We start from the raw sequence: 25,693 nt of genomic DNA on the forward strand, positions 1-25,693 counted from the left end.
TGACGACGTGAAGCCCTTCCGCGAGCGCAACCCCGTGGTGATCGGCGCCGTGAGCATCGCCGTGCTGCTGCTCGGCCTGGTCGCCGCCTTCCGCGCGAACGACCTCCCGCTGATCGGCGGCGGCGACACCTACTACGCCTCCTTCTCGGAGGCCGGTGGTCTCAAGCCGAAGGACGAGGTGCGTATCGCCGGTGTCCGCGTCGGCCAGGTGACGTCGATGGAGCTCGACGGCAACTCGGTCAAGGTCGCCTTCAAGATCAAGACCGACACGAAGTTCGGCGACCAGACCCGGGCCGACATCAAGGTCAAGACGATCCTCGGCTCGATGTTCCTCGCCCTCGACCCGGCGGGGCAGGGCCAGCTGGCCGAGGGCTCGGTCATCCCGGTCGAGCGCACCAGCTCGCCGTACGACGTCGTCGACGCCTTCACGGGCCTCGCCGAGACGTCGGCCGACATCGACACCGACCAGCTCGCCGGCGCGCTGACGACGCTGGCCGACCTGACCCGCAACACGCCCGAGGAGTTCCGCTCGGCGCTCGACGGCCTCTCGGCGCTCGCCAAGACGGTCGCCTCGCGCGACGATGAGATCAACTCGCTGCTCAAGAACCTCAACCGGGTCTCGACCGTGCTCGACTCGCGTGACGACGACATCGTCGCGCTGATGAAGGACGCCGACACGCTGTTCACCGCGCTGCTGGCGCGCAAGGAGCAGATCCACCGGCTGCTGGTGTCGACGAGCACGCTCAGCACCAAGCTCACCGGCCTGATCAAGGAGAGCCGCGCCGACCTCAAGCCCGCGCTCGACCACCTCGACTCGGTGCTGCAGGTCGTCAAGAAGAACGAGGACAACCTTGAGGACTCGATCCACCTGATGGCGCCGTTCTACCGCGTGTTCGCGAGCACGCTCGGCAACGGGCCGTGGTTCGACACCTACATCTTCAACCTGCCGCCGGTGCCCGGGACGGTGGGCCAGTGAACGGGGTGCGGCGCTGGCTGCCGCTGGCCGTGATCGGGGTCCTGCTCGTCACCGGCCTGGTCTGGATGTTCGGCAGCGGCGGCAACGACAAGACCGTGACCGCCTACTTCCCGCGGGCCGTGTCGGTCTACGAGGGCAGCGAGGTCCGCATCCTCGGCATCCCGGTCGGCCAGGTCCGCGAGGTCGTCCCCGAGGGCACCAAGGTCAAGGTCGTCATGGCCTACGACTCCGACGTCAAGGTGCCGGCCGACGCCGACGCCGTGATCGTGTCGCCCTCCGTGGTCGGTGACCGCTACATCCAGCTCTCGCCGGCCTTCGAGGACGGCGACAAGGTGATGGCCGACAACACCGTCATCGACGCGACCAAGACCGCGATCCCGCTGGAGCTCGACGAGATCTACGGCAGCATCGACAAGCTGACCGTCGCACTCGGACCCGAGGGCGCCAACAAGGACGGTGCCCTCAGCGACCTGCTCGAGCAGACGGCGAAGAACTTCGGCGGCCAGGGTGCTCAGTTCCACCAGACCATCCAGGACTTCGGCAAGCTGAGCGAGACGCTCGACAACAACAAGGACGACCTGTTCGAGTCGGCCCAGCAGCTCGAGTCCTTCCTCAAGACGCTGGCCGACAACGACACCACCGTCCGCGGCTTCAACAAGTCCCTCGGCGACGTCTCCACCCTGCTGGCCGACGAGCGCCAGGAGCTGACCACCGCCCTGTCGAACCTCGGTACGGCGCTCGACCAGGTCGCGCGGTTCGTGAAGCGCAACCGTGCGGTGCTCGGCCGCAACATCCGCGACGTCAACCGGGTCGCGAAGGTGCTGGTGCGTCAGCGCGGTGCCCTCGACGAGCTGCTGCAGGCCGGCCCGCTGGCGATCACGAACCTGTACCACACGTACAACCCGAAGGACGGCACGCTCGACACCAACGCCAACATCGGCAACATCCTCCACGAGCTGACGTCGAACCCGTCGGCGGTGGTCTGTGCGCTGGTGTCCGGTGCCGACGCCAACGGCAACATCTGCAACCTGATCGAGAAGCTGCTGCCGCGCAGCGCCCCGTTCGGCACCGGCTCCTGGTACGGCCAGCCCTACGACCCGACGCTCAACGGCCTGGTGGAGGTGGACCGATGACCCGCCGTACCGGCCTCCGCACCCGCCTGCGGGCCGGCGTCGCGCTGCTCGCCGGTGCGCTGCTGCTCACCGGCTGCGACTTCGACGTCTACGAGCTGCCGCTCCCGGGTGGCGCCGACACCGGCAAGGACCCGATCACGGTCAGCGTCCGCTTCGACGACGTGCTCGACCTGGTCCCCAAGTCGTCCGTGAAGGTCAACGACGTGGCCGTCGGCCAGGTGACCGACGTCCGACTCGACGGTTACCAGGCCGTGGTGACCCTCGAGCTGCGCAAGGACATCGACCTGCCGGACAACCCGGTCGCCTCCATCCGTCAGACCAGCCTGCTGGGCGAGAAGTTCGTCTCCCTGGCTGCCCCGACCACGGGCGCTCAGGGCCGGCTGTCCGACGGCGACGTGATCAAGGACGGCGGGCGCAACCCCGAGGTCGAGGAGGTCCTGGGCGCGCTCAGCCTGGTCCTCAACGGCGGCGGCATCGCCCAGCTCAAGACCATCTCGACCGAGCTCAACCTCGCCCTTGAGGGCCGGGAGGACTCGGCGAAGTCGGTGCTCACCCAGGTGTCCTCGCTGATGGGCCAGCTCGACCAGCGCAAGCAGGACATCGTCCGCGCCATCGAGTCGGTCAACCGGCTCGCGGTGACCGCCAAGCAGCACCAGGCGAGCATCGACCGGGCGCTGGAGGAGCTGCCGAGCGCGCTCGACTCGCTGGACCGGCAGCGTGGCGACCTGGTGAAGATGCTCGACGGCCTCAGCCAGCTCAGCGACGTCGGCGTCCGGGTCATCAAGACCACCAAGGACGCCACGATCGACACCCTCAAGATGCTCGACCCGGTGCTCTACCAGATCGCGCAGGCCGGCGACGACTTCGCCAAGGGCTTCAGCACGTTCCTGACCTACCCGTTCATCGACGAGTCCGTCGGCCGCGACCCGCAGGTCGCCCGCAACCTCCACATGGGCGACTACGTCAACCTGTCGGTCGATCTCGCGCTCGACCTCGGCAACCTGAAGCTGCCCGACCTCGTGTGCATCGCGACCGACCAGCTGCCCGACCTGCCGCTCGACGTGCTGATCGACCTGAAGACGCTGTGCCCGGCGGCCACGCAGACCCTGCAGAGCTGCCTGAAGACGCCGCCGGACCCGCAGGCCTGCCTGAGGCTGCCGGGGGCGCTGCTCGACAACGTCTGCCAGGCCGTCAAGCTGCTGTGCGGCCTCACCGGTGGGGCGAAGGCCGGCGCGCCGGCCAGTGGCCCGAACGCCTCCGCCAACCCGCTGGGCACCCTGCTGTCGACCGTGCTCGGCGGCGGTGGCCTGGGCCGTCCGGCTCCGGGCGGCGACAGCGAGGCCGACGCCATGTGGCGCGACTTCGACTCGACGTACGACTCCAGCGTGGTCAGCCTGTACGCCGCGCCACTGGTCGCGAGCCGCCAGCTCGAGGAGAAGGGGAGGCCGGCGAAGTGATCACCCGTCGTACCCGCATCCAGCTCATCGTCTTCGCGATCATCACGCTGCTCGGCGTGACCTTCGTCGGCGCCCGCTACGCCAAGCTCGACCGCCTGGTCGTCGACCGCAGCTACACGGTCACGGCCCACTACCCGCAGTCCGGAGGCATCTTCACCGGTGCCGAGGTGACCTACCGCGGTGTCGGGATCGGCACCGTCGGCGACCTCGTCCTCACCGACGAGGGCGTCGACGTGAAGCTCGACATCGACAAGAAGTGGGACAAGATCCCCAGCGACGCCCGTGCGCTCGTCGGCAACCGCTCGGCCGTCGGTGAGCAGTACGTCGAGATCCAGCCCCTCGAGGACGGCGGACCGTACCTGCGCGAGGGCTCCCAGATCTCCGACGTCGCGACGCCCATCGCGACCGAGAAGCTGCTCGGTGACCTGTCCGCCACGGTCTCCAGCGTCGACCGCGAGGCCCTGAGCACCACGGTCCACGAGCTGGGGGAGGCCTTCGCCGGCACCGGACCGGACCTGCAGCGGATCATCGACACCGGCAACTCGTTCATCGAGACCGCCGACGAGAACTTCGACCTGACCACCGCCCTGATCAAGGACAGCAACACCGTCCTCCAGGGCCAGGTGGCCTCCGAGTCGTCGTTGCGGACCTTCGCCCAGCAGCTCTCGCTGTTCAGCTCGGCGCTCGCCGGCGCCGACCCGGCGCTGCGCAAGGTGATCAACTCCGGCTCGGTCGCGGCGACCCAGCTGCGGACCTTCCTCGAGCAGAACGGCGTCGAGATCAGTGAGCTGCTCGCCAACCTGGTCGCGACCGGCGAGGTGGTCGTCAAGCACCTCGACGCGCTCAAGCAGATGCTGGTCGTCTACCCGTACGCCGTCGCCGCGGGTCAGGTCGTCGTCGGACGCAAGTCCAGGCAGGACGGCGGCAGCGGCTTCTGGGACGCCCACTTCGGCCTGATCCTGGCGCCGACCAGCACCCCCTGCTACGCCGGTTACCTCAAGTCCCGCCGCAACCCGGAGTCCGACCGCGGCAACGCGCCGATGCCCGACAACGTGGGCTGCACGGAGCCGATCACCAAGAGCAACCCCCGCGGTGCACAGAATCTGCCCCGGGTCGCGCCGGGCGTCCAGGGCTACGACGTGGGCGTCCGGGTGGACCCCGCGACCGGCGAGCTGGAGTGGGGTGTGACGGCCCAGGACCCGTCGTGGTCCGACGCGCGCGGTAACGTGGCGCCGCCGTCGCTGGGGAAGGATTCGTGGAAGTGGCTCTACCTCCAACCGCTGCTCGACCCCACCACCCGGTGAGCACGTCGGGGCGCATCGCGTGAAGGGCACCAGTGCCACGCTCCGCTGGAGCGTGATCGGGCTGCTGCTCGGCGTCGTCGTCGCTGCGCTCGGCGTCAGCGTGTGGACGCTCGCCGACAAGGCCGTTCCCGGCAACCCCGGCAAGAAGCTCGACTCGCTGCTCGACCCGCCGCGCGACGAGTCCGCGGACCGCGAGAAGGTGCTGGCCGCCGGCCGCACCTTCGTGCAGCGGTTCAACACCTACGGTCCCGACCTGCTCGACAGCGCGGGCAAGATGCCCGAGTACGCCGCGCTCGGCAAGCTGATGACCGCGAAGTTCCGCACGGTCTTCGACAAGAACGTCGGCTACGCCGTGGAGACGGTCAAGCAGACCCAGATCGGTCGCAAGGGCACGCCGTACGCCGTCGGCGTGGCCAGCATCGACGAGGACTCCGCCGAGCTGCTGGTCGCCGGCATCGTGCAGTTCACCCTTCCGTCCCCGGCCGACGGCAGCAAGCAGGTCCAGCTCGAGCCGCTGCGGTTCCGCTACGAGGTGTCCCTCGTCAAGCAGCACGGCGCCTGGCTGGTCGACGACCTCGACGACCTCGACGACCAGCTGCCGTCCTTCGGCGAGGCCTCGATCCCCGAGGGCGGCGTCCCTGGGGGCCAGCCGTCCGGGCAGCCCTCGGGCCAGCCCTCGACGGAGCCGTCCGGCGCAGCCACCCCGTCGCAGACCACGGGGGAGGGCCAGTGAGCACCAACCTCTACGACCTCCTCGACGTCGAGGAGAGCGCCACCGAGGACCAGATCCGCGCCGCGTGGAAGACCGCGATCGCGGACCTCGACCCGACCGAGCGCCGCTTCCGCGCCTACAACGACGCGGCCGGCGTGCTCCTCGACGCCGACAAGCGCGCGGCGTACGACGCCGAGCTGGCCGCCGAGCGGGCAGCGGCCCAGGAGACCGCCGACGAGGCCGCCGACGAGGCCGCGGGCGAGGTTGGACGAGAAAACTCGCGCTTGGACGAGGATGCATCCTCGTCCAAGCACCAGATTCACCGGCCGGCCGGTGAAACTGACGCGGCGTCCGCTACGCACACCCGCGGGGACGGCCCGGGCGTGCTCGCGCTGGCCGCGGCTGCCGTCGCCGCGGTCCTCTCGGTCGCCGTGGCCGTCGTCCTCGTGCTGACCCCGGGGGCGAGGGGGGAGCACTCCGCCAAGGAGCTGGCGGCGAGCAACCTCCGGGTCGATCGCGCGGCGGTCGACGCCGAGGCCGCGGCCGAGCAGATGGTCGCTCCCGTGCTGTCCTACAGCCACAAGTCGATGGCCGCCGACCTCGACCGGCGTGCCCAGTACATGACCAAGGCCTTCCAGGCGAAGACCGAGCGCAGCTGGCCGGAGATCACCAAGGAGGCCGAGTCCCAGAAGGTCGAGGTCGAGGCCAAGTCGGCCGGTGCGGCGCTGACCCGGGTGAGCTCGAACGGCAAGCGGGCGACGGTCGTGGTGTTCATCGACCAGTACGTCACCAAGGCCGACCAGCAGCCGTTCGTGCTGCGCATGTGGGCCACCTTCCTGCTGGTCAAGGCCTCGGGCAGCGAGTCGACGTGGCTCCTCGACGACCTGTGCACCGACGACCGCTGCGACAAGTGAACCGACCGGTGGTCCGGCGCGGGATCCAGGCCGACCGGCGCCCCCGCCCCGGCCACGCTGCTTGACCTCGGCGCCCGCGCCGAGCATGATCGGCGGACCGGATTCCGCCGGCCTCCGATGGGACCGCTCCTCGGCTGCGTGAAGTTGCGTAGCCGACATTGTGGAGCGCTCGCGCGTCGTGTATCGTGGCTCCTTGCGCCTACCCTCAGATGCGCTTCGGCCTGCCCGGTGGCCGATGACGTGGTGGGTCAGGGCGCTCTCGAAGAGTCGAACCCGTCGAAGGACAACTCTTGGCCGCGCGCACCACCCCCGGTAAGTCCCGCATCTCCTTTGCGAAGATCACCGAGCCGCTGGAACTCCCGCAGCTCCTCTCGCTCCAGACCGACAGCTTCGACTGGCTGGTCGGCAACGAGGCCCACAAGTCCCGGATCGAGGCCCGTCGGGCCGAGGGCCAGGACGCCTCCGACAAGTCCGGCCTCGAGGAGATCTTCGAGGAGATCTCCCCGATCGAGGACTTCTCCGAGACGATGTCGCTCTCGTTCGAGAGCCCGGTCTTCTACGACCCGAAGTACACCGTCGACGAGTGCAAGGAGAAGGACCTCACCTACTCCGCCCCGCTCTACGTCTCCGCCGAGTTCACCAACAACGAGACCGGTGAGATCAAGGGCCAGACGGTCTTCATGGGCGACTTCCCGCTCATGACCCCCAAGGGCACCTTCGTCATCAACGGCACCGAGCGCGTGGTCGTCTCGCAGCTCGTCCGCTCGCCCGGTGTCTACTTCGAGCGCACCGCCGACAAGACGTCCGACAAGGACATCTTCACGGCCAAGCTGATCCCGAGCCGCGGCGCGTGGCTGGAGTTCGAGATCGACAAGCGCGACATGGTCGGCGTCCGCCTCGACCGCAAGCGCAAGCAGAACGTCACCGTCCTGCTCAAGGCCCTCCAGGCCATCGCCGAGGACACGGGCGAGGAGTACGACTACGAGGCCGTCATGGCCGACCTGCGTCAGTACGAGTCGATCCAGCTGACCGAGGAGAAGGACAACACCCAGGGCCCGGACGACGCGCTGCTGGACATCTACCGCAAGCTGCGCCCGGGCGAGCCGCCGACGCGTGAGGCTGCGCTGACGCTGCTGAAGAACTACTACTTCAACCCGAAGCGCTACGACCTGGCCAAGGTCGGTCGTTACAAGGTCAACAAGAAGCTCGGCTCGCACGAGGCCTTCGACCAGCAGACGATGACGATCGCCGACATGGTCGCGACCATCAAGTACATCGTCCAGCTGCACAACGGCGACCAGTACGTCACCGCCATCGGTGGCGAGGTCCGCAAGGACGCCGACGGCAAGGACCTCCCGGTCGCCGCCGACGACATCGACCACTTCGGCAACCGCCGCATGCGCACGGTCGGCGAGCTGATCCAGAACCAGCTCCGCACGGGCCTCGCCCGCATGGAGCGCGTGGTCCGCGAGCGGATGACGACCCAGGACGTCGAGGCGATCACGCCGCAGTCCCTGATCAACATCCGCCCCGTGGTCGCGGCGCTGAAGGAGTTCTTCGGCACCTCGCAGCTCTCGCAGTTCATGGACCAGACCAACCCGATCGCGGGCCTGACGCACAAGCGTCGCCTGTCCGCGCTCGGCCCGGGTGGTCTCTCCCGTGACCGCGCCGGCATGGAGGTCCGTGACGTCCACCCGTCGCACTACGGCCGCATGTGCCCGATCGAGACGCCGGAAGGCCCGAACATCGGTCTGATCGGCTCGCTGGCCTCCTACGGGCGGATCAACCCGTTCGGCTTCGTCGAGACCCCCTACCGCAAGGTCGAGGGTGGCCGGGTCACCGACCAGATCGACTACCTCACCGCCGACGACGAGGACCGCTACGTCATCGCGCAGGCCAACGCCGTGCTCGACGCCGACGGCAGGTTCGTCGAGGACCGGGTGCTGGTGCGCCTGCGCCAGGGCGAGGTCTCCGAGATCCCGGGCGACGAGGTCGACTACATGGACGTCTCGCCGCGCCAGATGGTGTCGGTCGCGACCGCCCTTATCCCGTTCCTCGAGCACGACGACGCCAACCGCGCGCTCATGGGCGCCAACATGCAGCGTCAGGCCGTCCCGCTCATCAAGAGCGACAGCCCGATCGTCGGCACCGGCATCGAGTTCCGTGCCGCCGTCGACGCCGGTGACGTGGTCGTGGCCGACAAGGCCGGTGTGGTCAAGGAGGTCTCCGCCGACCTCGTCGAGACCATGAACGACGACGGCACCTACTCGTCGTACCGCCTCGCGAAGTTCAAGCGCTCCAACCAGGGCACCTGCATCAACCAGCGTCCGCTGGTCGAGGCGGGCGACCGGGTCGAGGTCGGCTCGCCGATCGCCGACGGTCCGTGCACCGACATGGCCGAGATGGCGCTGGGCACCAACCTGCTCGTGGCGTTCATGCCGTGGGAGGGCCACAACTACGAGGACGCGATCATCCTCAGCCAGCGCCTGGTGCAGGAGGACGTCCTCACCTCGATCCACATCGAGGAGCACGAGGTCGACGCCCGCGACACCAAGCTGGGTCCGGAGGAGATCACCCGCGACATCCCGAACGTCAGCGAGGAGATGCTCGCCGACCTCGACGAGCGCGGCATCATCCGGATCGGCGCCGAGGTGTCGACCGGTGACATCCTCGTCGGCAAGGTCACGCCCAAGGGTGAGACCGAGCTGACCCCCGAGGAGCGCCTGCTCCGCGCGATCTTCGGTGAGAAGGCGCGCGAGGTCCGCGACACCTCGATGAAGGTGCCGCACGGTGAGTCCGGCACGGTCATCGGCGTGCGCGTCTTCGACCGCGAGGAGGGCGACGAGCTCCCGCCGGGCGTCAACCAGCTGGTCCGCGTCTACGTCGCGCAGAAGCGCAAGATCTCCGTGGGTGACAAGCTCGCCGGCCGTCACGGCAACAAGGGCGTCATCGCGAAGATCCTGCCGATCGAGGACATGCCGTTCATGGAGGACGGCACGCCGGTCGACGTCGTGCTCAACCCGCTGGGTGTGCCGCGACGCATGAACATCGGTCAGATCCTCGAGCTGCACCTGGGCTGGCTCGGCAAGCAGGGCTGGCACCTCGGTGCCGACGTCGCCGACGAGGACTGGGCCAAGCGCCTGACCGCGATCGGTGCTGACAAGGCCGAGCCGAACACGAAGCTGGCCACGCCGGTCTTCGACGGTGCCCGCGAGGACGAGATCACCGGCCTGCTCGGCCAGACCCTGCCCAACCGCGACGGTGTGCGGATGGTCAAGGAGACCGGCAAGGCGAGCCTCTTCGACGGCCGCTCCGGTGAGCCGTTCAAGAGCCCGGTCTCGGTCGGCTACATGTACATCCTCAAGCTCCACCACCTGGTCGACGACAAGATCCACGCGCGTTCGACCGGCCCCTACTCGATGATCACGCAGCAGCCGCTGGGCGGTAAGGCCCAGTTCGGTGGCCAGCGGTTCGGTGAGATGGAGGTCTGGGCGATGGAGGCGTACGGCGCCGCCTACGCCCTGCAGGAGCTGCTGACCATCAAGTCCGACGACGTGCCCGGTCGCGTCAAGGTCTACGAGGCGATCGTCAAGGGCGAGAACATCCCCGACTCGGGCATCCCGGAGTCGTTCAAGGTTCTCGTCAAGGAGATGCAGTCGCTGTGCCTCAACGTGGAGGTGCTGTCGCAGGACGGCTCCACCATCGAGATGCGCGACGCCGACGAGGACGTCTTCCGCGCCGCGGAAGAGCTGGGCATCGACCTGTCCCGTCGCGAGAACCCCTCCGTCGAAGAAGTCTGAGCGTGACGGCGGTACGGCGCGCTGTGCGTCGTACCGCCTCCCTCAGTCCCCAGCCTCACCTTTCACAGAACTAACGAAGGACAGCAGCCACCGTGCTCGACGTTAACTTCTTCGACCAGCTTCAGATCGGCCTGGCCACCGCGGACGACATCCGTACGTGGAGCCACGGCGAGGTCAAGAAGCCGGAGACCATCAACTACCGCACGCTCAAGCCCGAGCGTGACGGCCTCTTCTGCGAGAAGATCTTCGGTCCCACCCGGGACTGGGAGTGCTACTGCGGCAAGTACAAGCGCGTCCGCTTCAAGGGCATCATCTGCGAGCGCTGCGGCGTCGAGGTGACCCGCTCGAAGGTCCGCCGTGAGCGGATGGGCCACATCGAGCTGGCCGCGCCGGTCACCCACATCTGGTACTTCAAGGGTGTCCCGAGCCGCCTCGGCTACCTCCTCGACCTGGCCCCGAAGGACCTCGAGAAGGTCATCTACTTCGCGGCGTACATGATCACCGCCGTCGACGAGGACGCCCGCCACCGCGACCTGACCGCGCTCGAGGGCAAGATCCAGCTGCAGCGCGAGTCGATCGAGAAGCGCCGCGACGCCGGCCTCGAGGACCGCACCAAGAAGCTCGAGGAGGACCTCGCCGCCCTGGAGGCGGAGGGTGCCAAGGCCGACCAGCGCCGCAAGGTGCGTGACGGTGCCGAGCGTGAGCTCAAGCAGCTCCGCGACCGCGCCCAGCGCGAGCTGGACCGCCTCGAGGAGGTCTGGGACACGTTCAAGAGCCTCAAGGTGCAGGACCTCATGGGTGACGAGGTCCTCTACCGCGAGATGAAGAACTGGTTCGGCAAGTACTTCGAGGGCCACATGGGCGCCACGGCGATCCAGAAGCGCCTGCAGTCCTTCGACCTCGACGCCGAGGTCGAGAGCCTGCGCGAGACCATCGCGACGGGCAAGGGCCAGCGCAAGGTCCGCGCCCTCAAGCGGCTCAAGGTCGTCGAGGCGTTCCGCAAGACCGGCAACAAGCCGGTCGGCATGGTCCTCGACGCCGTCCCGGTCATCCCGCCGGACCTGCGCCCGATGGTGCAGCTCGACGGTGGCCGGTTCGCGACCTCGGACCTCAACGACCTCTACCGCCGCGTCATCAACCGCAACAACCGCCTCAAGCGGCTGCTGGACCTGGGCGCGCCGGAGATCATCGTCAACAACGAGAAGCGGATGCTCCAGGAGGCCGTCGACTCGCTGTTCGACAACGGTCGCCGTGGTCGTCCCGTCACCGGCCCGGGCAACCGGCCGCTGAAGTCGCTGTCCGACATGCTCAAGGGCAAGCAGGGCCGCTTCCGCCAGAACCTGCTCGGAAAGCGCGTCGACTACTCGGGTCGTTCGGTCATCGTCTCGGGTCCGCAGCTGAAGCTGCACCAGTGCGGTCTGCCCAAGCAGATGGCGCTGGAGCTCTTCAAGCCCTTCGTCATGAAGCGGCTCGTGGACCTCTCGCACGCGCAGAACATCAAGTCCGCCAAGCGGATGGTCGAGCGTGCGCGTCCGGTCGTGTGGGACGTCCTCGAAGAGGTCATCACCGAGCACCCCGTGCTGCTCAACCGTGCGCCCACCCTGCACCGCCTCGGCATCCAGGCCTTCGAGCCGCAGCTGATCGAGGGCAAGGCCATCCAGCTCCACCCGCTCGTCTGCACCGCGTTCAACGCGGACTTCGACGGCGACCAGATGGCCGTGCACCTGCCGCTGTCCGCCGAGGCCCAGGCCGAGGCGCGGATCCTGATGCTGTCGACCAACAACATCCTCAAGCCGTCGGACGGCCGTCCGGTGACCATGCCGACCCAGGACATGATCATCGGCCTGTTCTTCCTCACCACCGAGCGTGGCGAGGCGACGGTCGAGGTCGACGGTGAGACCCACCTGCGTTCGTTCATGTCCCCGGCCGAGGCGATCATGGCCTACGACCGTGGCGAGATCACGCTGCAGGACCGGGTGCGCATCCGCCTGACCAACGTCGCGCTCGAGGGTGTCGAGGAGGGTGAGGCCACCCTGGTCGAGACCACCCTGGGCCGCACGATCTTCAACGACGCGCTGCCGGCCGACTACCCCTACGTCAACGAGGAGGTCGGCAAGAAGCGCCTCGGCGCGATCGTCAACGACCTCGCCGAGCGCTACCCCAAGGTCGTCGTCGCGGCGTCCCTGGACGCGCTCAAGGACAACGGCTTCCACTGGGCCACCCGCTCCGGTGTGACCGTGTCGATCGACGACGTCATCACGCCCCCGAACAAGGCCGAGATCCTGGCCGTGCACGAGGAGTCGGCGGCCAAGATCCAGAAGCAGTACGAGCGCGGTCTGGTCACCGACGAGGAGCGCCGCCAGGAGCTCATCGAGATCTGGACGAAGGCGAGCCAGGAGGTCGGCAAGGCCCTGCGCTCCACCTTCGAGGCCAACCCGACCAACCCGATCTACGTGCAGGTGCACTCGGGTGCCTCGGGTAACTTCAACCAGATCAACCAGGTCGGCGCCATGCGTGGTCTGGTGGCCAACCCGAAGGGCGAGATCATCCCGCGGCCGATCAAGGCCAACTTCCGCGAGGGTCTCTCCGTGCTGGAGTACTTCATCTCCACCCACGGTGCCCGCAAGGGTCTGGCGGACACCGCGCTGCGGACCGCCGACTCGGGTTACCTGACCCGTCGTCTGGTCGACGTGTCGCAGGACGTCATCATCCGCGAGGAGGACTGCGGCACCGAGCGCGGCCTGCCCAAGGTGATCGGTGTCACCGACGAGAACGGCGTCGTCGTCAAGGACGAGAACGCCGAGACCGCGGCGTACGCCCGTTCGGCCGCCAAGGAGATCACCCACCCGGAGACGGGCGCCGTGCTCGCCGCCGCGGGTGAGGACCTCGGAGACGTCAAGATCGCCGAGCTCATCGAGGCCGGCATCAAGGAGGTCACGGTCCGCTCGGTCCTGACCTGCGACGCCCGCACCGGCACCTGCGCGAAGTGCTACGGCCGCTCGCTGGCCACCGGCAAGCTCGTCGACATCGGTGAGGCCGTCGGCATCATCGCGGCCCAGTCGATCGGTGAGCCCGGCACGCAGCTGACGATGCGTACCTTCCACACCGGTGGTGTGGCCTCGGCCGACGACATCACGCAGGGTCTGCCCCGCGTGGTCGAGCTCTTCGAGGCCCGCACCCCCAAGGGTCACGCCCAGATCTCCGAGGCCGCCGGCCGCGTGCAGATCGAGGAGACCGACAAGGCCCGCATCATCGTCGTCACCCCCGACGACGGCAGCGAGGTCAAGGAGTACCCGGTGTCCCGCCGCTCGCGCCTCCTCGTGGAGGACGGCGGCCGGGTCGAGGTGGGCGACAAGTTCACCGCCGGTACCGAGGACCCGAAGGAGGTGCTGCGCATCCTGGGTGTCCGCAAGACCCAGCAGCACCTCGTCGACCAGGTCCAGGAGGTCTACCGGTCGCAGGGTGTGTCGATCCACGACAAGCACATCGAGATCATCGTGCGGCAGATGCTGCGCCGGATCACGGTGCTCGAGTCGGGTGACACCAACCTGCTCCCGTCCGACCTCGTCGACCGGGTCCGGTTCGAGGAGGAGAACCGCCGCGTGGTCTCCGAGGGCGGCAAGCCGGCCTCGGGTCGTCCCGAGCTGATGGGCATCACCAAGGCCTCGCTCGCGACCGAGTCGTGGCTCTCGGCGGCCTCCTTCCAGGAGACCACCCGGGTCCTCACCGACGCCGCGATCAACGGCCGCTCCGACAGCCTGCGTGGCCTGAAGGAGAACGTGATCATCGGAAAGCTGATCCCGGCCGGCACCGGCCTGGAGCGGTACCGGAACATCCGGGTCGAGCCGACCGAGGAGGCGCGCGCCGCGGCGTACGCCGTCACGGGCTACGAGTCCTACGACTACGAGTTCGGCAACCAGGGCCAGGCCGTGGCACTGGACGACTTCGACTTCGGCTCGTACCAGAACTGAGCGAAACGAAGTTCTGGTGTAAGAGCCAGATCGAGTAGACGAAGGCCCCTGCGAGCTTGCTCGCGGGGGCCTTCGGCGTGTCGAGATCCAGTCGTGAAGCAACCACACCGACCCGCCGCTCGTTCTACAGGGTGTGAACAGGTTCCTGCTTCTGCCCGCCGCCGCGCTCCTCGTGGCGGCGGGGTCGTTCTCCGTGCCGGCGGCCGCCGGCACCCCGTCCGCCGCCGCTGCCGTCGCGTCCGCGGTCCCGCGTTGCCACAACGCCGACCTGCACGCCCGCTACCGCGCCACCGACAACGGCGCCGGGCACCGGTTCGGGAAGATCGTGCTGCGCAACGTGTCCGGCCAGCCGTGCCGCACGGGCGGCTTCGGCGGTCTGTCCTACGTCGGCGACGGCAACGGCACCCAGATCGGTGCGCCGGCGGACAGACAGGGCTCCGGAGGCTCGTTCGTGCTGCGGCCCGGGCAGCGCGCCGTGAGCCGCGTCGACGAGACCGTCGCCGAGAACTACGACGCCGCGACCTGCAGGCCGCACGCCGTCGACGGGTTCCGGATCTACGTCCCGAACGCCACCCGCTCGCAGTTCGTGGCGCACCCGACCACCGGCTGCCTGGACCCGGCGGTGCACCTGATCTCGCACACGGCGTACCGGAAGCGGGGATGAGTCGGGTCGCCTGAGAGAATCACGGGGTGAGCGCACCCCTGCAGACCGATGTCCTCGTCGTCGGTGCCGGTCCGGCCGGGTCGGCGGCCGCCGCCTGGGCGGCGCGGGCCGGTCTCGACGTGGTGCTGGCCGACGCGGCGGTGTTCCCGCGCGACAAGACCTGCGGCGACGGCCTCACGCCGCGCGCGATCGGTGAGCTGGAGCGGCTCGGGCTGCGTGACTGGGTGCGCTCGCACACCGTCAACCAGGGGCTGCGCGCGCACGGGTTCGGGCAGACGCTGCACCTGCCGTGGCCCGGTGGCAACCTGCCCGACTGGGGCAGTGCGATCGCGCGGACCGAGCTCGACGACCACCTGCGCACCACCGCGATCAAGGCCGGGGCGACGGCGCTCGACGGGGCGCGGGCGGTCGAGGTACGCAGGGACGGCGACCGGGTCGCCGCGGTGCTGTTCAAGGACGGGCGCGAGATCGCCTGCAAGCGGCTCGTCGTGGCCGACGGGGTGCGCTCGTCGCTGGGCAAGGTGCTCGGGCGTGAGTGGCACCGTGACACGGTCTACGGCGTCGCCGGCCGCTCCTACGTCACCTCGACCCGCGCCGACGACCCGTGGATCAGCTCGCACCTCGAGCTGCGCGGCGAGCAGGACGAGATCCTGTCCGGCTACGGCTGGATCTTCCCGCTCGGCGCCGGCACGGGTGAGGTCAACCTCGGCGCCGGCACGCTCGCGACGGCCAAGCGGCCCGCGGACGTGGCGATCAAGCCCCTGATGAAGTTGTACGCCGACCGGTTGCGTGAGGAGTTCGGTCTCGGTGAGGAGCTGCGCGCCCCGACGTCCGCGCTGCTGCCGATGGGTGGTGCCGTGTCCAACGTCGCGGGCCGCAACTGGGCGCTGATCGGTGACGCCGCGGCGTGCGTCAACCCCCTCAACGGCGAGGGCATCGACTACGGCCTGGAGACCGGTCGGGTGGTCGCCGAGCTGCTCGCCACCTCCCCCGACGCCGACCTCGGTGCGGTCTGGCCCGCGATCCTGCGCGAGCACTACGGGGAGTCGTTCTCCATCGCCCGCCGGCTCGCCGGGCTGGTCACCGTGCCCCGGCTGCTGCCGGCGCTCGGGCCGGTCGGGATGCGCTCCGACCTGCTGATGACCCTCGCGCTGCGCTGGATGGGCAACCTGGTCACCGACGAGGACCGCGACCGCTCCGCGCGCCTGTGGCGCTGGGCCGGACGCCACTCGCTGGCCCGCGACAGCCGCCCGCCCTTCTCCTGACGCCCGCCACTAGGGTGGAGGACAGAGGAGGTCAGGCCATGGGGCAGCGGGTGCAGCGGCTGGCGGCGTACGCCGTCATCGTCCGCGGCGACCAGATCCTGCTCTCCCGGCTGGCGGAGCGGGTGACCAAGCGCGAGCTGTGGTCCCTGCCGGGCGGCGGCGTCGACCACGGCGAGGACCCGAGGGACGCGGTCGTGCGCGAGGTCTACGAGGAGACCGGGCTGCACGCCGAGGTCGGCGAGACCGCCCACGTCCACTCGCTCCACGTCGCCGACTCGTGGCGCCGCGGGCGGCGGGTCGACGCGCACTCGGTGCGGATCGTCTACGAGGGCTGGGTGCCCGCCGACGCCCCCGAGCCGCACGTCACCGAGGTCGACGGGTCGACAGCCGAGGCGGCCTGGAAGCCGATCCCCGCCGTGCTCGACGGCACCGTGCCGACCGTCAGCCTGGTGACCGACGCGCTCGCGTCGTACGCCGTGCGCCAGCGGCAGCGCACCGCCGCCTACGCCTACGTCGTGCGCGACGACGCGATCCTGCTGACCCGCACCTCCGACCTCGCCCCCGACCCCGGGACCTGGCACCTGCCGGGTGGCGGGATCGACCACGGCGAGTCGCCCGCCGACACCATCCGCCGCGAGCTGTGGGAGGAGTGCGGGCTCGAGGGGGAGGCCGGCGAGCTGCTGACCGTGCTCGACCACCACTTCACCGGCACCGCGCCCAACGGGCGCGAGGAGGACTTCCACGCGATCGGGATCATCTACCGCGCCGAGGTCGGGCCGGGGGAGCCGCACGTCGTGGAGGAGGACGGCACGACCGACCTCGCCGCGTGGGTGCCGCTGGCCGACGTGGCCGAGCGCAGGATCAAGGTCTACGGCTCGGTCCGGGCCGCCATCGAGGCGGCCGGCGATAACGTGTCGGCGTGAGCCCGGAGCACAGCGAGACCGTCTTCACCTACGCCGCCCCCGCCCTCAAGTTCGGGCGGGGTGCCGCCGCCGAGGTCGGGTACGACGTCCGTGACTGGGGCGCGCGTCGTGCCCTCCTGGTCACCGACCCGGGGGTGCTGGCCGCCGGCCACGCCGAGACGGTCGCGGCCTCGCTGCGCACCCACGGCGTCGAGGTCCTCACCTACGCCGGCGCGCGGGTGGAGCCGACCGACGCCTCCCTGGAGGAGGCGGTCGCGTTCGCCCGCGGCGAGGGTCCGTTCGACGCGGTGGTGGCCGTCGGTGGCGGCTCCGCGATCGACACCGCGAAGGCGGTCGCGCTGCTCGTGACAAACCCGGGCGAGCTGATGGACTACGTCAACGCGCCCATCGGCAAGGCACGGGCCCCTCAGCAGCCGGTGCTGCCGCTGGCCGCCGTACCGACCACGACCGGGACCGGCGCGGAGTCGACCACGATCTGCGTGATGGACGTGCTGGCGCTCAAGGTGAAGACCGGCATCAGCCACCCCGCGCTGCGCCCGCGCCTGGCCGTCGTCGACCCGGCGCTGTCGGCGACCCAGCCCGCGGGCGTGATCGCGGCGGCCGGGATGGACATCCTGTGCCACGCGCTGGAGAGCTACACCGCCCGTTGGTACGGCGAGTTCCCGGCCAAGGAGCCGCAGCAGCGGGTGCCGTACTGCGGCTCGAACCCGATCGCGGACCTGTGGTCGGAGAAGGCGATGGGGATGCTGTCGGGGGCGTTCCGGGCCGCTGTACGCGCGGCGCGCGAGGGCGACGACGGCGGCGAGGCGGCCGAGCAGATGGCGCTCGCGGCGACCTTCGCCGGCCTCGGGTTCGGCAACGCGGGCGTGCACATCCCGCACGCCAACGCCTACCCGATCGCCGGCCGGGTCCGCGACTTCCGCCCCGCCGACTACCCGCAGGACGAGGCGATGGTGCCGCACGGCATGGCCGTCGCGCTCACGGCGCCGGAGGCGTTCCGGTTCACCTTCGACGCCGCGCCCGAGCGGCACCTGCGCGCCGCGCAGCTGCTCTCGCCGGGGGTCTCCGGCTCGGACGCCTCGGTGCTCCCGGGCGTGATCGCGTCGTTGATGCGCGACATCGGGATCCCCAACGGCCTGGCCGAGGTCGGCTACGGCGCCGGCGACGTCGACGCGCTGGTCGAGGGCGCCCTCCAGCAGCAGCGGCTGCTCGCCACCGCGCCCAAGGAGGTGGCCGGCGAGGACCTGGCCACGATCATGACAGCCTCGCTCGAGCACTGGTGATCGTGGCCGGCGGAGCCCGCCACCGTAGGATTGCCGGGTGAACCCCCGTCACCGCCGCCTGATCATCCCGGCCGCGCTGGTGGCACTCCTGCTCATCGTCCTCGTGACGTCCCTGGTCAAGTGAGCAGCGGGTCCCTCGACGAGGCGCTGGCGCGGGTCCGGGCGGACCTGCTGGCCGACGAGCGCCTGGTGCGGGCCGTCGCGTCGGGGCGCCGCAAGGCCGCCGTGCCCCCGTGGCGCCGGGTCGAGCTGCGGTGGGTGGACCTCAAGGCGGGGCGGCACCTCCAGGTCGTCCGGTACGACGCCACCCAGGCGCACACGGCCAACCACCTGCGCGGAGAGGCGGCCGAGCAGGCCGTCGACGCGCTGCTGGCCGAGCCGTTCGGCAACTGGACCGTCGAGACCGCGCAGCAGCAGCTCAGCCTGCGGGTGACCAAGAAGGGCGCCGCGCTGGTGCACACGGCGCAGCGGTCGGGAGAGGTGCCGGCCGAGCGGGGGCACGACCGGGCCAAGGAGCGGCTGCTGCCCGGGGACGACCCGGTGTTCGCCGCGCTCGGGCTGGCCGACGCGCAGGGCCGGATCAAGCCGAGCCGGATGGCGAAGTACCGCCAGGTCGAGGACTTCCTGCGGATCCTGGACCGCTCGGTCACCGAGGCGATCGCGAAGAGCCGGCTGCGCAGGCCGACGCCGGACGAGCCGCTGCGGGTGGTCGACCTGGGCTGCGGCAACGGCTACCTCACCTTCGCCGCGCAGCGCTACCTCAGCGAGCGGCGCGGCCTCCCCGTGCGGGTCACCGGCGTCGACGTGAAGGAGCAGTCGCGCGACCACAACGCCTCGGTCGCACGCGAGCTCGGCATCGACGCCACGTTCGTCGCCGGCACCATCGGCGAGGCCCAGCTCGAGCAGGCGCCCGACGTCGTGCTCGCGCTCCACGCCTGCGACACCGCCACCGACGACGCGCTCGCCCGCGCGGTCGAGTGGGGCGCGCCGCTCGTGCTGGCCGCGCCGTGCTGTCACCACGACATCGCGGCCCAGCTGCGGCGCACGGAGCCGCCGGCGCCCTACGCCGCCCTCGTGCGCGACGGCATCCTCCGCGAGCGGTTCGCCGACACCCTCACCGACACGCTGCGGGCCCTGCTGCTGCGGCGTGCCGGCTACCGGGTGGACGTGATGGAGTTCGTCGACAGCCAGCACACGCCGCGCAACACCCTGCTGCGTGCGGTGCGCGGTGGCGCCGCCGCCGACGACGGGGAGTACGACGCCCTCGTGGCCGCGTGGGGTGTCCGCCCCCGCCTCGGGGAGCTGCTCGGGTGAGGAAGCTCGTCGCCGCGGTCCTGCTGGCGCCCTTCGCGATCGGGTTCCTCTCGCCGGGTGCCGCGGTCGAGCCGCCTGCCCCCGACCCGGTCTTCCACTTCACCGACCCCGAGATCACCGAGTCCAGCGGACTGGTCGCCCGCGACGGCCTGGTCGTCACCATGAACGACTCCGGCGACGGCAACCGGGTCTTCACGGTCGACCCGGCCACCGGTGACACCGTGGGCGTGACCCGCTGGCAGGGCGACGCCACCGACATCGAGGCACTTGCCCCGGCAGGCAGGGGAGAGGTGTGGGTCGGCGACATCGGCGACAACGCGGGCTCGCGCGACCACGTCGAGGTGGCCCGGGTGCCCTTCGGTCGCGGCGACCGCGAGGTGCACGCGCCGACGTACCGGCTCGTCTACCCCGACGGCCCCCACGACGCCGAGACCCTGCTCGCCGACCCCGCGACCGGCCGGCTCTACGTGGTCGCCAAGGAGTTCATCGGCCGCCTGTACGCCGCCCCCGAGCACCTCGACCCCGACGGGCCCAACCGGCTGACGGCCGTCGACGAGGTCCTCGGCATCGCCACCGACGGCACCTTCACGCCGGACGGCAAGCACCTCGTGCTGCGCAACTACGGGCAGGCGGCCATCTACACCTGGCCCGGGCTGCAGCGGGTCGCGCAGGTGGACCTGCCGCGCCAGCAGCAGGGGGAGGGGCTCGCGATCAGCGAGTCGGGCGAGGTGCTGGTCGGCTCGGAGGGCGCGGCGGCCGAGGTGCTGCGGGTCGACCTGCCGCTCGAGGGGGCGTCGGCGTCGCCGTCTGAGCAGGTGGAGGAGGACGGCGAGCGGGCACCCGTCCGTGCGGAGGAGCAGCGGTCGTGGTGGCCGTGGGCGCTCGGCGGCGTCGCCGGTGTGGTGATGATCGGGGTGCTGCTGCGCTCGCTGCGTCCGAGGGACTGATCCGCCGGGTTCGGGGCACCTCCCCGACGTGGCCCGGCTTCGTCGTACGTCCCCCGACGAGCCGGGATGGACCCGGCGCCGGGCCGGGCGCGGGTTCGTCCACCTCGGTCTCGACGGCCGGCCTCTGGGCCCCGAGGACGCAGCCCGGTGCAAGGCGCTGGTGATCCCGCCGGCCTGGACCGACGTGTGGATCTGCCCGCGGCCCAACGGTCACCTGCAGGCGGTGGGCACCGACGCGGCCGGCCGGCGACAGTACCTCTACCACCCGGACTGGGTGGAGCAGCGGGCGACCGAGAAGCACGAACGGGTGGTCGGGCTCGGACGCCGCCTGCCCCGGGTGCGCGAGCGGGTGCTCGCCGACCTCGCCGACGACGACCTCGGCTCCCGGGCGACCTGCGCGCTGGCGGTCCGGCTGATCGACCTGGGCTGCTTCCGGATCGGCAACGACGTGTACGCCGAGGAGTACGGCTCCTTCGGCCTGACCACCCTCGAGCGCCAGCACGTGCGCCGCTCCGGGGACGCGCTCGTCTTCGAGTTCACCGGGAAGTCCGGGATCGAGCACCACGTGGAGATCGACGACCCGGTCGTCGTCGAGGCGCTCGACCGCCGGCGCCGCCGTCGGCGGCAGGACCGTCGGCTGCTGGACGTGACCGGGACCGACGTCAACGACTACCTGCGCGAGGTGAGTGGGATGGACGTCACCGCCAAGGACTTCCGGACCTGGCACGGCACCGTGCTCGCCGCCGCTGCGCTGGCGGGGGCACCCGGACCGGATGCGTCGAGGACGGCCCGGCGGCGCGCCGTCACGGCGGCGATGCGGGAGGTCGCGGAGTTCCTCGGCAACACCCCCGCGCTGGCCCGGTCGGCCTACGTCGACCCACGGGTCGTCGACGCGTACGAGGAGGGCCGCACCATCCGGGTGCCCTCGGGCGCGACACGGGAGCAGTTGGAGCGGGCGACGCTGCGGCTGCTGACCTGATGTCGGCGGGTGGTGGAACGATCGGCACGTGACCGAGCACGAGTTCACCGCCGAGCTGTGGCGCTGGCAGGCGCGCGACGAGGAGTCCGGCGGCGCCTGGTTCTTCGTCAGCCTGCCGTTCGAGGTGTCCGACGTGATCGACGAGGCGGGGCCGCGCAAGGGCTTCGGCAGCGTCCGGGTCGAGGTGAGCGTGGGCGCCAGCACCTGGCGCACGTCGGTGTTCCCGAGCGCCGAGGAGAAGACGTTCGTGCTGCCGGTGAAGAAGGCCGTCCGCACGGCCGAGGGCCTCGTCGAGGGTGGACCGTGCACGGTCCGGCTCCGTACGGTCGACTGATGGACATCGAGGTCGTCGAGGGCGACATCACCGCGCAGGAGGTCGACGCGGTCGTCAACGCCGCCAACCGCCGGATGCGCGGTGGCGGCGGCGTCGACGGAGCGATCCACCGGGCGGGTGGGCCGGAGGTCCTCGCCGACTGCGTACGACGCTTCCCGGCCGGCCTGGCGACCGGTGACGCCGGCTGGACCACCGCCGGCCTGATGCCCGCGCACTGGGTGATCCACGTGGTCGGCCCCAACCACAACGCCGGCGAGACCGACCGGAGCCTGCTCACCTCCTGCTACCGCCGGGCGCTCGAGGTCGCCGACGAGCTCGGCGCCCGCTCGGTCGCCTTCCCGCTGGTGAGTGCCGGCGTCTACGGCTGGCCGCGGGAGGACGCCGTCGACGCCGCCCTGGAGACGCTGCGCGCGACGCAGACCCAGGTGGAGGTCGCCCGGATGGTGGCGTTCGGGCGTTCGGCCTACGAGCTCATCGCGGGACGGTTGTAGACCTCATCCAGCGGTCGGGTCGGCATGCCCGTGCCCCCGCAGACGTGGAGTCCTGCGGGGTGTGGGGCGGGGTCGCTACTCGTCGGGCGGGTGGACGGGGTGGGTGCCGCGGTGGTCGACCCGGAACCGGTAGCCGTTGGGGCTGGTCCACACGTAGGTGGCCGGCGCCGGTGTGTCGTAGCGCCAGGTCGAGTGGGTCTTGGCGCGGTGGTGCCGCCGGCAGAGCGGGACGAGGTTGCAGGGGCAGGTCGGACCACCCCGGTCGTGAGGCTTCGCGTGGTCGATGTCGCACCGGGTCGCGGGACGGGCGCAGTGGGGGAAGCGGCAGGTGTGGTCCCGCAACGCGACCCTGGTCTTGTGTCGGTCGGGGATCTCGTAGGCCGTGACGGGGAGGTGGTCGGCGAGGTCGATGACCGGCCGCACGATGATCGTGGTGTGCCGGGCACGCAGCCACTCCCGGATCTGCGCGGTGGTGATCGGGCAGCGGCCCTCGTCCCACCGCCCGACCGGGTTCCGGCCAGCAAGGGTGGTGTCGGTGACGTGCACGTTGAGGACCACCTTGCGACCGGGGACGGTCGCGACCACCTCCCCGGTGTCGGGGTCCGGGACCAGCAGGTCGAGGGCCAGGTCCTGGCGGGCGAGATCGGCCGCCGCCTTCGACCGCCGCACGTCGAGTGACGAGTCATCCCCGAGCCGGCCGAGAACCTCCGCCCGACGTCCGACGGCTTGGTCGAGGTCGTGCCCGTCGGCGGCATCCAGCAGTCCGTCGAGGTGCACCAGGCCGTGCTCGTCCACGTCACTGATGTCGAAGTGACGGTGGTCGGCAGCCTTGGCCCGGTCGGCTTCCGCGCGTTCGGGGTCGAACCGCAACACCGCCTCCGCAACGAGGCGTTCGAACTGGGCCCACCCGACGCCGGAGGCGTTCCACAGCTGCCGGTCCACGAACCCCGCCGCCTCACCCGACAGGCTGCGGGTGAGGTCCGCGATCCGTTCGGCCCGCCACGGAGCGAGTTTCCCGGCGATGACGGCGTCGTAGACGTTGGGTAGCCGCCAGGCGCACTCGATGACTCGTCCGACGTAGGCCTTGCCGCCGTCGGGGGTGCGGCCGAGGACCGCGACGAGCTCCATCAACGCGAACTCCGACACCAACGGCGCCCCCGCGCCGGCGATCGGGACGCCGGTGTCGAGGTAGCCCTCGGTGATCGTCGCCGCACCCTGAGGACCGGACACGATGTGGTCGCCGGCCCACTCCACGATCGCCGCCCATTCCTCGACGAGGAGCTGGTTGCGGGCCCGGATCCCGGCGCTCAACCGTGACAGCACCGGGGTTGTCGAACGGTGGCGGGTTCCGAGATCCATGACTGAATTCTCCCACCCACCTCCGACAGAAGCGAACGTTCAGAACCCGCCTGGGGACAGGGGAAACTCGACTCCCGGGGTGTGGAGAACCGACGTCACGACATGCCACGAATGTGGCTGCGGGACCGTAGCCCGATCGCGGAACCCGACCACCCCTCCAACTCCCTCGTCACTGCCCTTTCGGAACGAAACCGGCCACCCAACCGACGCCCACGGAGACTCCCAGGACGGCCGGAGGTCTCGAGGCTCGACGAGGCGGCCATGTACGTCGGCCACCCGCCTGGGACCCGGTCCCGATTTTCGGCGGGTGTCGTCACCCGTCGTACCGGACCTCGTTGGTCAGGCACCGAACCACCAACCCGACCGGGAGGAGACGACGATGTCGATGGAGCTCACCACCGCAGCCCTGCTGATGGCGTTCGCCCTCCTCTGCGCGGGCTGGCTGGCGCGGTCGCGTGGGGCGGTCGCCTCGATGCCGGGCATGGGGCCGGACATCGACGAGTGGCGCTCGGCCGCGCTGCGGCACTTCCAGGAGCACCGGGACCTCGAGCGCGCCGTCGCCGAGGTGCTGGCCACCCCGGGAGCCGTGCGTGGTCCCGGCCGCACCGAGCTGTTCGTGGCGCTCGGTGCGAGCCGGGTCGACGTCTACGCCTGATCAGGCCCCGAGGGCGTCGACGACGTAGTCGATCGACCGCGTCAGCGCCTCGACGTCGGCCGGGTCGATCGCGGGGTACATCGCGATCCGCAGCTGGTTGCGGCCGAGCTTGCGGTACGGCTCGGTGTCGACGATCCCGTTGGCGCGCAGCACCTTCGCGATCTCGGCGGCGTCGATCGCGTCGTCGAAGTCGATGGTGCCGATGACCAGCGAGCGGTGGCTCGGGTCGGCGACGTAGGGCGTGGTGTACGCCGTCCGCTCGGCCCAGCCGTAGAGCGCGTCGGACGACGCCGTGGTCCGCTCGACCATGCCCTTGAGCCCGCCCTGCCCGTTCATCCAGTCCAGCTGCTCGGCCATCAGGAACAGCGTGGCGACCGACGGGGTGTTGTAGGTCTGGTTGAGGCGGCTGTTGTCGATGGCCGTCTTGAGGTTGAAGAACGGCGGGATGTAGCGGTCGGTGGCGGCGATCCGCTCGGCGCGCTCGATCGCGGCAGGGCTGAAGATGCCGAACCACAGGCCGCCGTCCGAGGCGAAGCACTTCTGCGGCGCGAAGTAGTAGACGTCGGTCTCGGCCAGGTCGACCGGCAGGCCGCCGGCGCCCGAGGTGGCGTCGATGAGGACGAGCGCACCCTCGTCCGTGCCCTCGGGGCGCACGACCGGCGCCATCACCGCGGTCGAGGTCTCGTTGTGGGCCCAGCCGTAGACGTCGACGCCGGCCTCGGCGACAGCCTCGGGCCGCGAGCCCGGGTCGGCGGCGATCACCGACGGCGCGTCCAGCCACGGGGCGGCCTTGACCGACGAGGCGAACTTGCTCGAGAACTCACCGAACGTCAGGTGCTGCGACTTCTTCTCGATCAGGCCGAACGCTGCGATGTCCCAGAACGCCGTCGCCCCGCCGTTGCCGACCACGACCTCGTAGCCGTCGGGCAGGGTGAACAGGTCGCCGAGGCCCTGCAGCACGCGGCCGACCACGTTGCGGACGGGGGCCTGGCGGTGCGACGTACCCATCAACTGGTCGCCGGTGGCCGCCAGCGCGGTGAGGTGGCTCGGCTGGATCTTCGAGGGCCCCGCGCCGAAGCGGCCGTCGGCGGGCTTGAGGTCGGCGGGGATCTGGATGTCGGTCACGTGGTCAACCTTCTCGATCGGCACAGGCAGAGAGGACAGGCTGACGACGCTGTCAGAGATGTCCCCATTGTGACAGCCCGGTCACGG

The 25,693-nt window shown here is 70.5% G+C and carries 20 protein-coding genes; 18 read left to right on the forward strand and 2 right to left on the reverse strand.

Going from position 1 to position 25,693, the window contains the following annotated elements; translation table 11 throughout:
* The first annotated feature begins 7 nt into the window (after positions 1-7).
* The 17 genes from BJ958_RS23485 (at position 8) to BJ958_RS23565 (ending at position 22,467) form a co-directional block, all read left to right on the forward strand.
* The gene (locus tag BJ958_RS23485) at positions 8-976 is read left to right on the forward strand and encodes an MCE family protein (RefSeq protein WP_179729227.1); all 969 of its coding nucleotides are present in this window, start codon (positions 8-10) and stop codon (positions 974-976) included.
* Entirely contained in the window at positions 973-2,109 is a 1,137-nt protein-coding gene (locus tag BJ958_RS23490; RefSeq protein ID WP_273521311.1) for an MCE family protein, read from the forward strand. The genes BJ958_RS23485 and BJ958_RS23490 overlap by 4 nt, the downstream gene beginning before the upstream one ends.
* Complete coding sequence (locus tag BJ958_RS28230; protein ID WP_179729228.1) at positions 2,106-3,566, forward strand: MCE family protein; 1,461 nt, start codon at positions 2,106-2,108, stop codon at positions 3,564-3,566. Before BJ958_RS23490 ends, BJ958_RS28230 begins: the two co-directional genes overlap by 4 nt.
* Positions 3,563-4,870: an MCE family protein gene (locus tag BJ958_RS23500; protein WP_179729229.1), complete on the forward strand. Its 1,308-nt coding sequence runs from the start codon at positions 3,563-3,565 to the stop codon at positions 4,868-4,870. The genes BJ958_RS28230 and BJ958_RS23500 overlap by 4 nt, the downstream gene beginning before the upstream one ends.
* Before the next feature lie 19 nt (positions 4,871-4,889).
* On the forward strand, positions 4,890-5,603 hold the full coding sequence (locus BJ958_RS23505; protein ID WP_179729230.1) for a hypothetical protein: 714 nt from the start codon (positions 4,890-4,892) through the stop codon (positions 5,601-5,603).
* On the forward strand, positions 5,600-6,496 hold the full coding sequence (locus BJ958_RS23510; RefSeq protein ID WP_179729231.1) for a J domain-containing protein: 897 nt from the start codon (positions 5,600-5,602) through the stop codon (positions 6,494-6,496). Before BJ958_RS23505 ends, BJ958_RS23510 begins: the two co-directional genes overlap by 4 nt.
* Positions 6,497-6,786: 290 nt before the next feature.
* Positions 6,787-10,296, forward strand: a complete 3,510-nt coding sequence (rpoB, locus tag BJ958_RS23515; RefSeq protein ID WP_179729232.1) for a DNA-directed RNA polymerase subunit beta — start codon at positions 6,787-6,789, stop codon at positions 10,294-10,296.
* A 92-nt stretch (positions 10,297-10,388) separates the two neighbouring features.
* A complete protein-coding gene (locus tag BJ958_RS23520) occupies positions 10,389-14,267 on the forward strand; it encodes a DNA-directed RNA polymerase subunit beta' (RefSeq protein WP_179729233.1) in 3,879 nt (1,292 codons plus the stop codon).
* Positions 14,268-14,400: 133 nt separating this feature from the next.
* Positions 14,401-14,931 (forward strand): DUF4232 domain-containing protein, encoded by a 531-nt coding sequence (locus tag BJ958_RS23525; protein ID WP_179729234.1) that lies wholly within the window; start codon positions 14,401-14,403, stop codon positions 14,929-14,931.
* Between the two features lie 26 nt (positions 14,932-14,957).
* Positions 14,958-16,196: a geranylgeranyl reductase family protein gene (locus BJ958_RS23530; protein ID WP_179729235.1), complete on the forward strand. Its 1,239-nt coding sequence runs from the start codon at positions 14,958-14,960 to the stop codon at positions 16,194-16,196.
* Between the two features lie 38 nt (positions 16,197-16,234).
* On the forward strand, positions 16,235-17,119 hold the full coding sequence (locus BJ958_RS23535) for an NUDIX domain-containing protein (protein WP_179729236.1): 885 nt from the start codon (positions 16,235-16,237) through the stop codon (positions 17,117-17,119).
* On the forward strand, positions 17,116-18,402 hold the full coding sequence (locus BJ958_RS23540; RefSeq protein ID WP_179729237.1) for an iron-containing alcohol dehydrogenase: 1,287 nt from the start codon (positions 17,116-17,118) through the stop codon (positions 18,400-18,402). The genes BJ958_RS23535 and BJ958_RS23540 overlap by 4 nt, the downstream gene beginning before the upstream one ends.
* Positions 18,403-18,522: 120 nt before the next feature.
* The gene (locus BJ958_RS23545; protein WP_179729238.1) at positions 18,523-19,716 is read left to right on the forward strand and encodes a methyltransferase; all 1,194 of its coding nucleotides are present in this window, start codon (positions 18,523-18,525) and stop codon (positions 19,714-19,716) included.
* On the forward strand, positions 19,713-20,663 hold the full coding sequence (locus BJ958_RS23550; protein WP_179729239.1) for a WD40 repeat domain-containing protein: 951 nt from the start codon (positions 19,713-19,715) through the stop codon (positions 20,661-20,663). The genes BJ958_RS23545 and BJ958_RS23550 overlap by 4 nt, the downstream gene beginning before the upstream one ends.
* 28 nt (positions 20,664-20,691) lie before the next feature.
* Entirely contained in the window at positions 20,692-21,642 is a 951-nt protein-coding gene (locus BJ958_RS23555; RefSeq protein ID WP_179729240.1) for a DNA topoisomerase IB, read from the forward strand.
* Positions 21,643-21,670: 28 nt separating this feature from the next.
* A complete protein-coding gene (locus BJ958_RS23560; protein ID WP_179729241.1) occupies positions 21,671-21,976 on the forward strand; it encodes a DUF1905 domain-containing protein in 306 nt (101 codons plus the stop codon).
* The gene (locus BJ958_RS23565; RefSeq protein ID WP_218866617.1) at positions 21,973-22,467 is read left to right on the forward strand and encodes an O-acetyl-ADP-ribose deacetylase; all 495 of its coding nucleotides are present in this window, start codon (positions 21,973-21,975) and stop codon (positions 22,465-22,467) included. Before BJ958_RS23560 ends, BJ958_RS23565 begins: the two co-directional genes overlap by 4 nt.
* Before the next feature lie 75 nt (positions 22,468-22,542).
* Here the strand turns inward: BJ958_RS23565 and BJ958_RS23570 are convergent, their stop codons facing one another.
* A complete protein-coding gene (locus BJ958_RS23570) occupies positions 22,543-23,826 on the reverse strand; it encodes an HNH endonuclease signature motif containing protein (RefSeq protein ID WP_179729243.1) in 1,284 nt (427 codons plus the stop codon).
* A gap of 379 nt (positions 23,827-24,205) precedes the next feature.
* Between BJ958_RS23570 and BJ958_RS23575 the strand changes: the two genes are divergently transcribed.
* Entirely contained in the window at positions 24,206-24,481 is a 276-nt protein-coding gene (locus tag BJ958_RS23575; protein WP_179729244.1) for a hypothetical protein, read from the forward strand.
* Here the strand turns inward: BJ958_RS23575 and serC are convergent, their stop codons facing one another.
* Positions 24,482-25,606 (reverse strand): phosphoserine transaminase, encoded by a 1,125-nt coding sequence (gene serC / locus BJ958_RS23580; protein ID WP_179729245.1) that lies wholly within the window; start codon positions 25,604-25,606, stop codon positions 24,482-24,484. It abuts the gene before it with no gap.
* Positions 25,607-25,693 lie beyond the last annotated feature (87 nt).

The organism is Nocardioides kongjuensis, assembly GCF_013409625.1.
Taxonomy (GTDB): Bacteria; Actinomycetota; Actinomycetes; order Propionibacteriales; family Nocardioidaceae; genus Nocardioides; species Nocardioides kongjuensis.

Excerpts from the sequence above, each read along its gene's own strand:
- BJ958_RS28230 (WP_179729228.1), top strand. The coding sequence starts at position 2,106 with ATGACCCGCCGTACCGGCCTCCGCACCCGCCTGCGGGCCGGCGTCGCG.
- BJ958_RS23535 (WP_179729236.1), top strand. The coding sequence starts at position 16,235 with ATGGGGCAGCGGGTGCAGCGGCTGGCGGCGTACGCCGTCATCGTCCGC.
- BJ958_RS23570 (WP_179729243.1), bottom strand. The coding sequence starts at position 23,826 with ATGGATCTCGGAACCCGCCACCGTTCGACAACCCCGGTGCTGTCACGG.
- BJ958_RS23575 (WP_179729244.1), top strand. The coding sequence starts at position 24,206 with ATGTCGATGGAGCTCACCACCGCAGCCCTGCTGATGGCGTTCGCCCTC.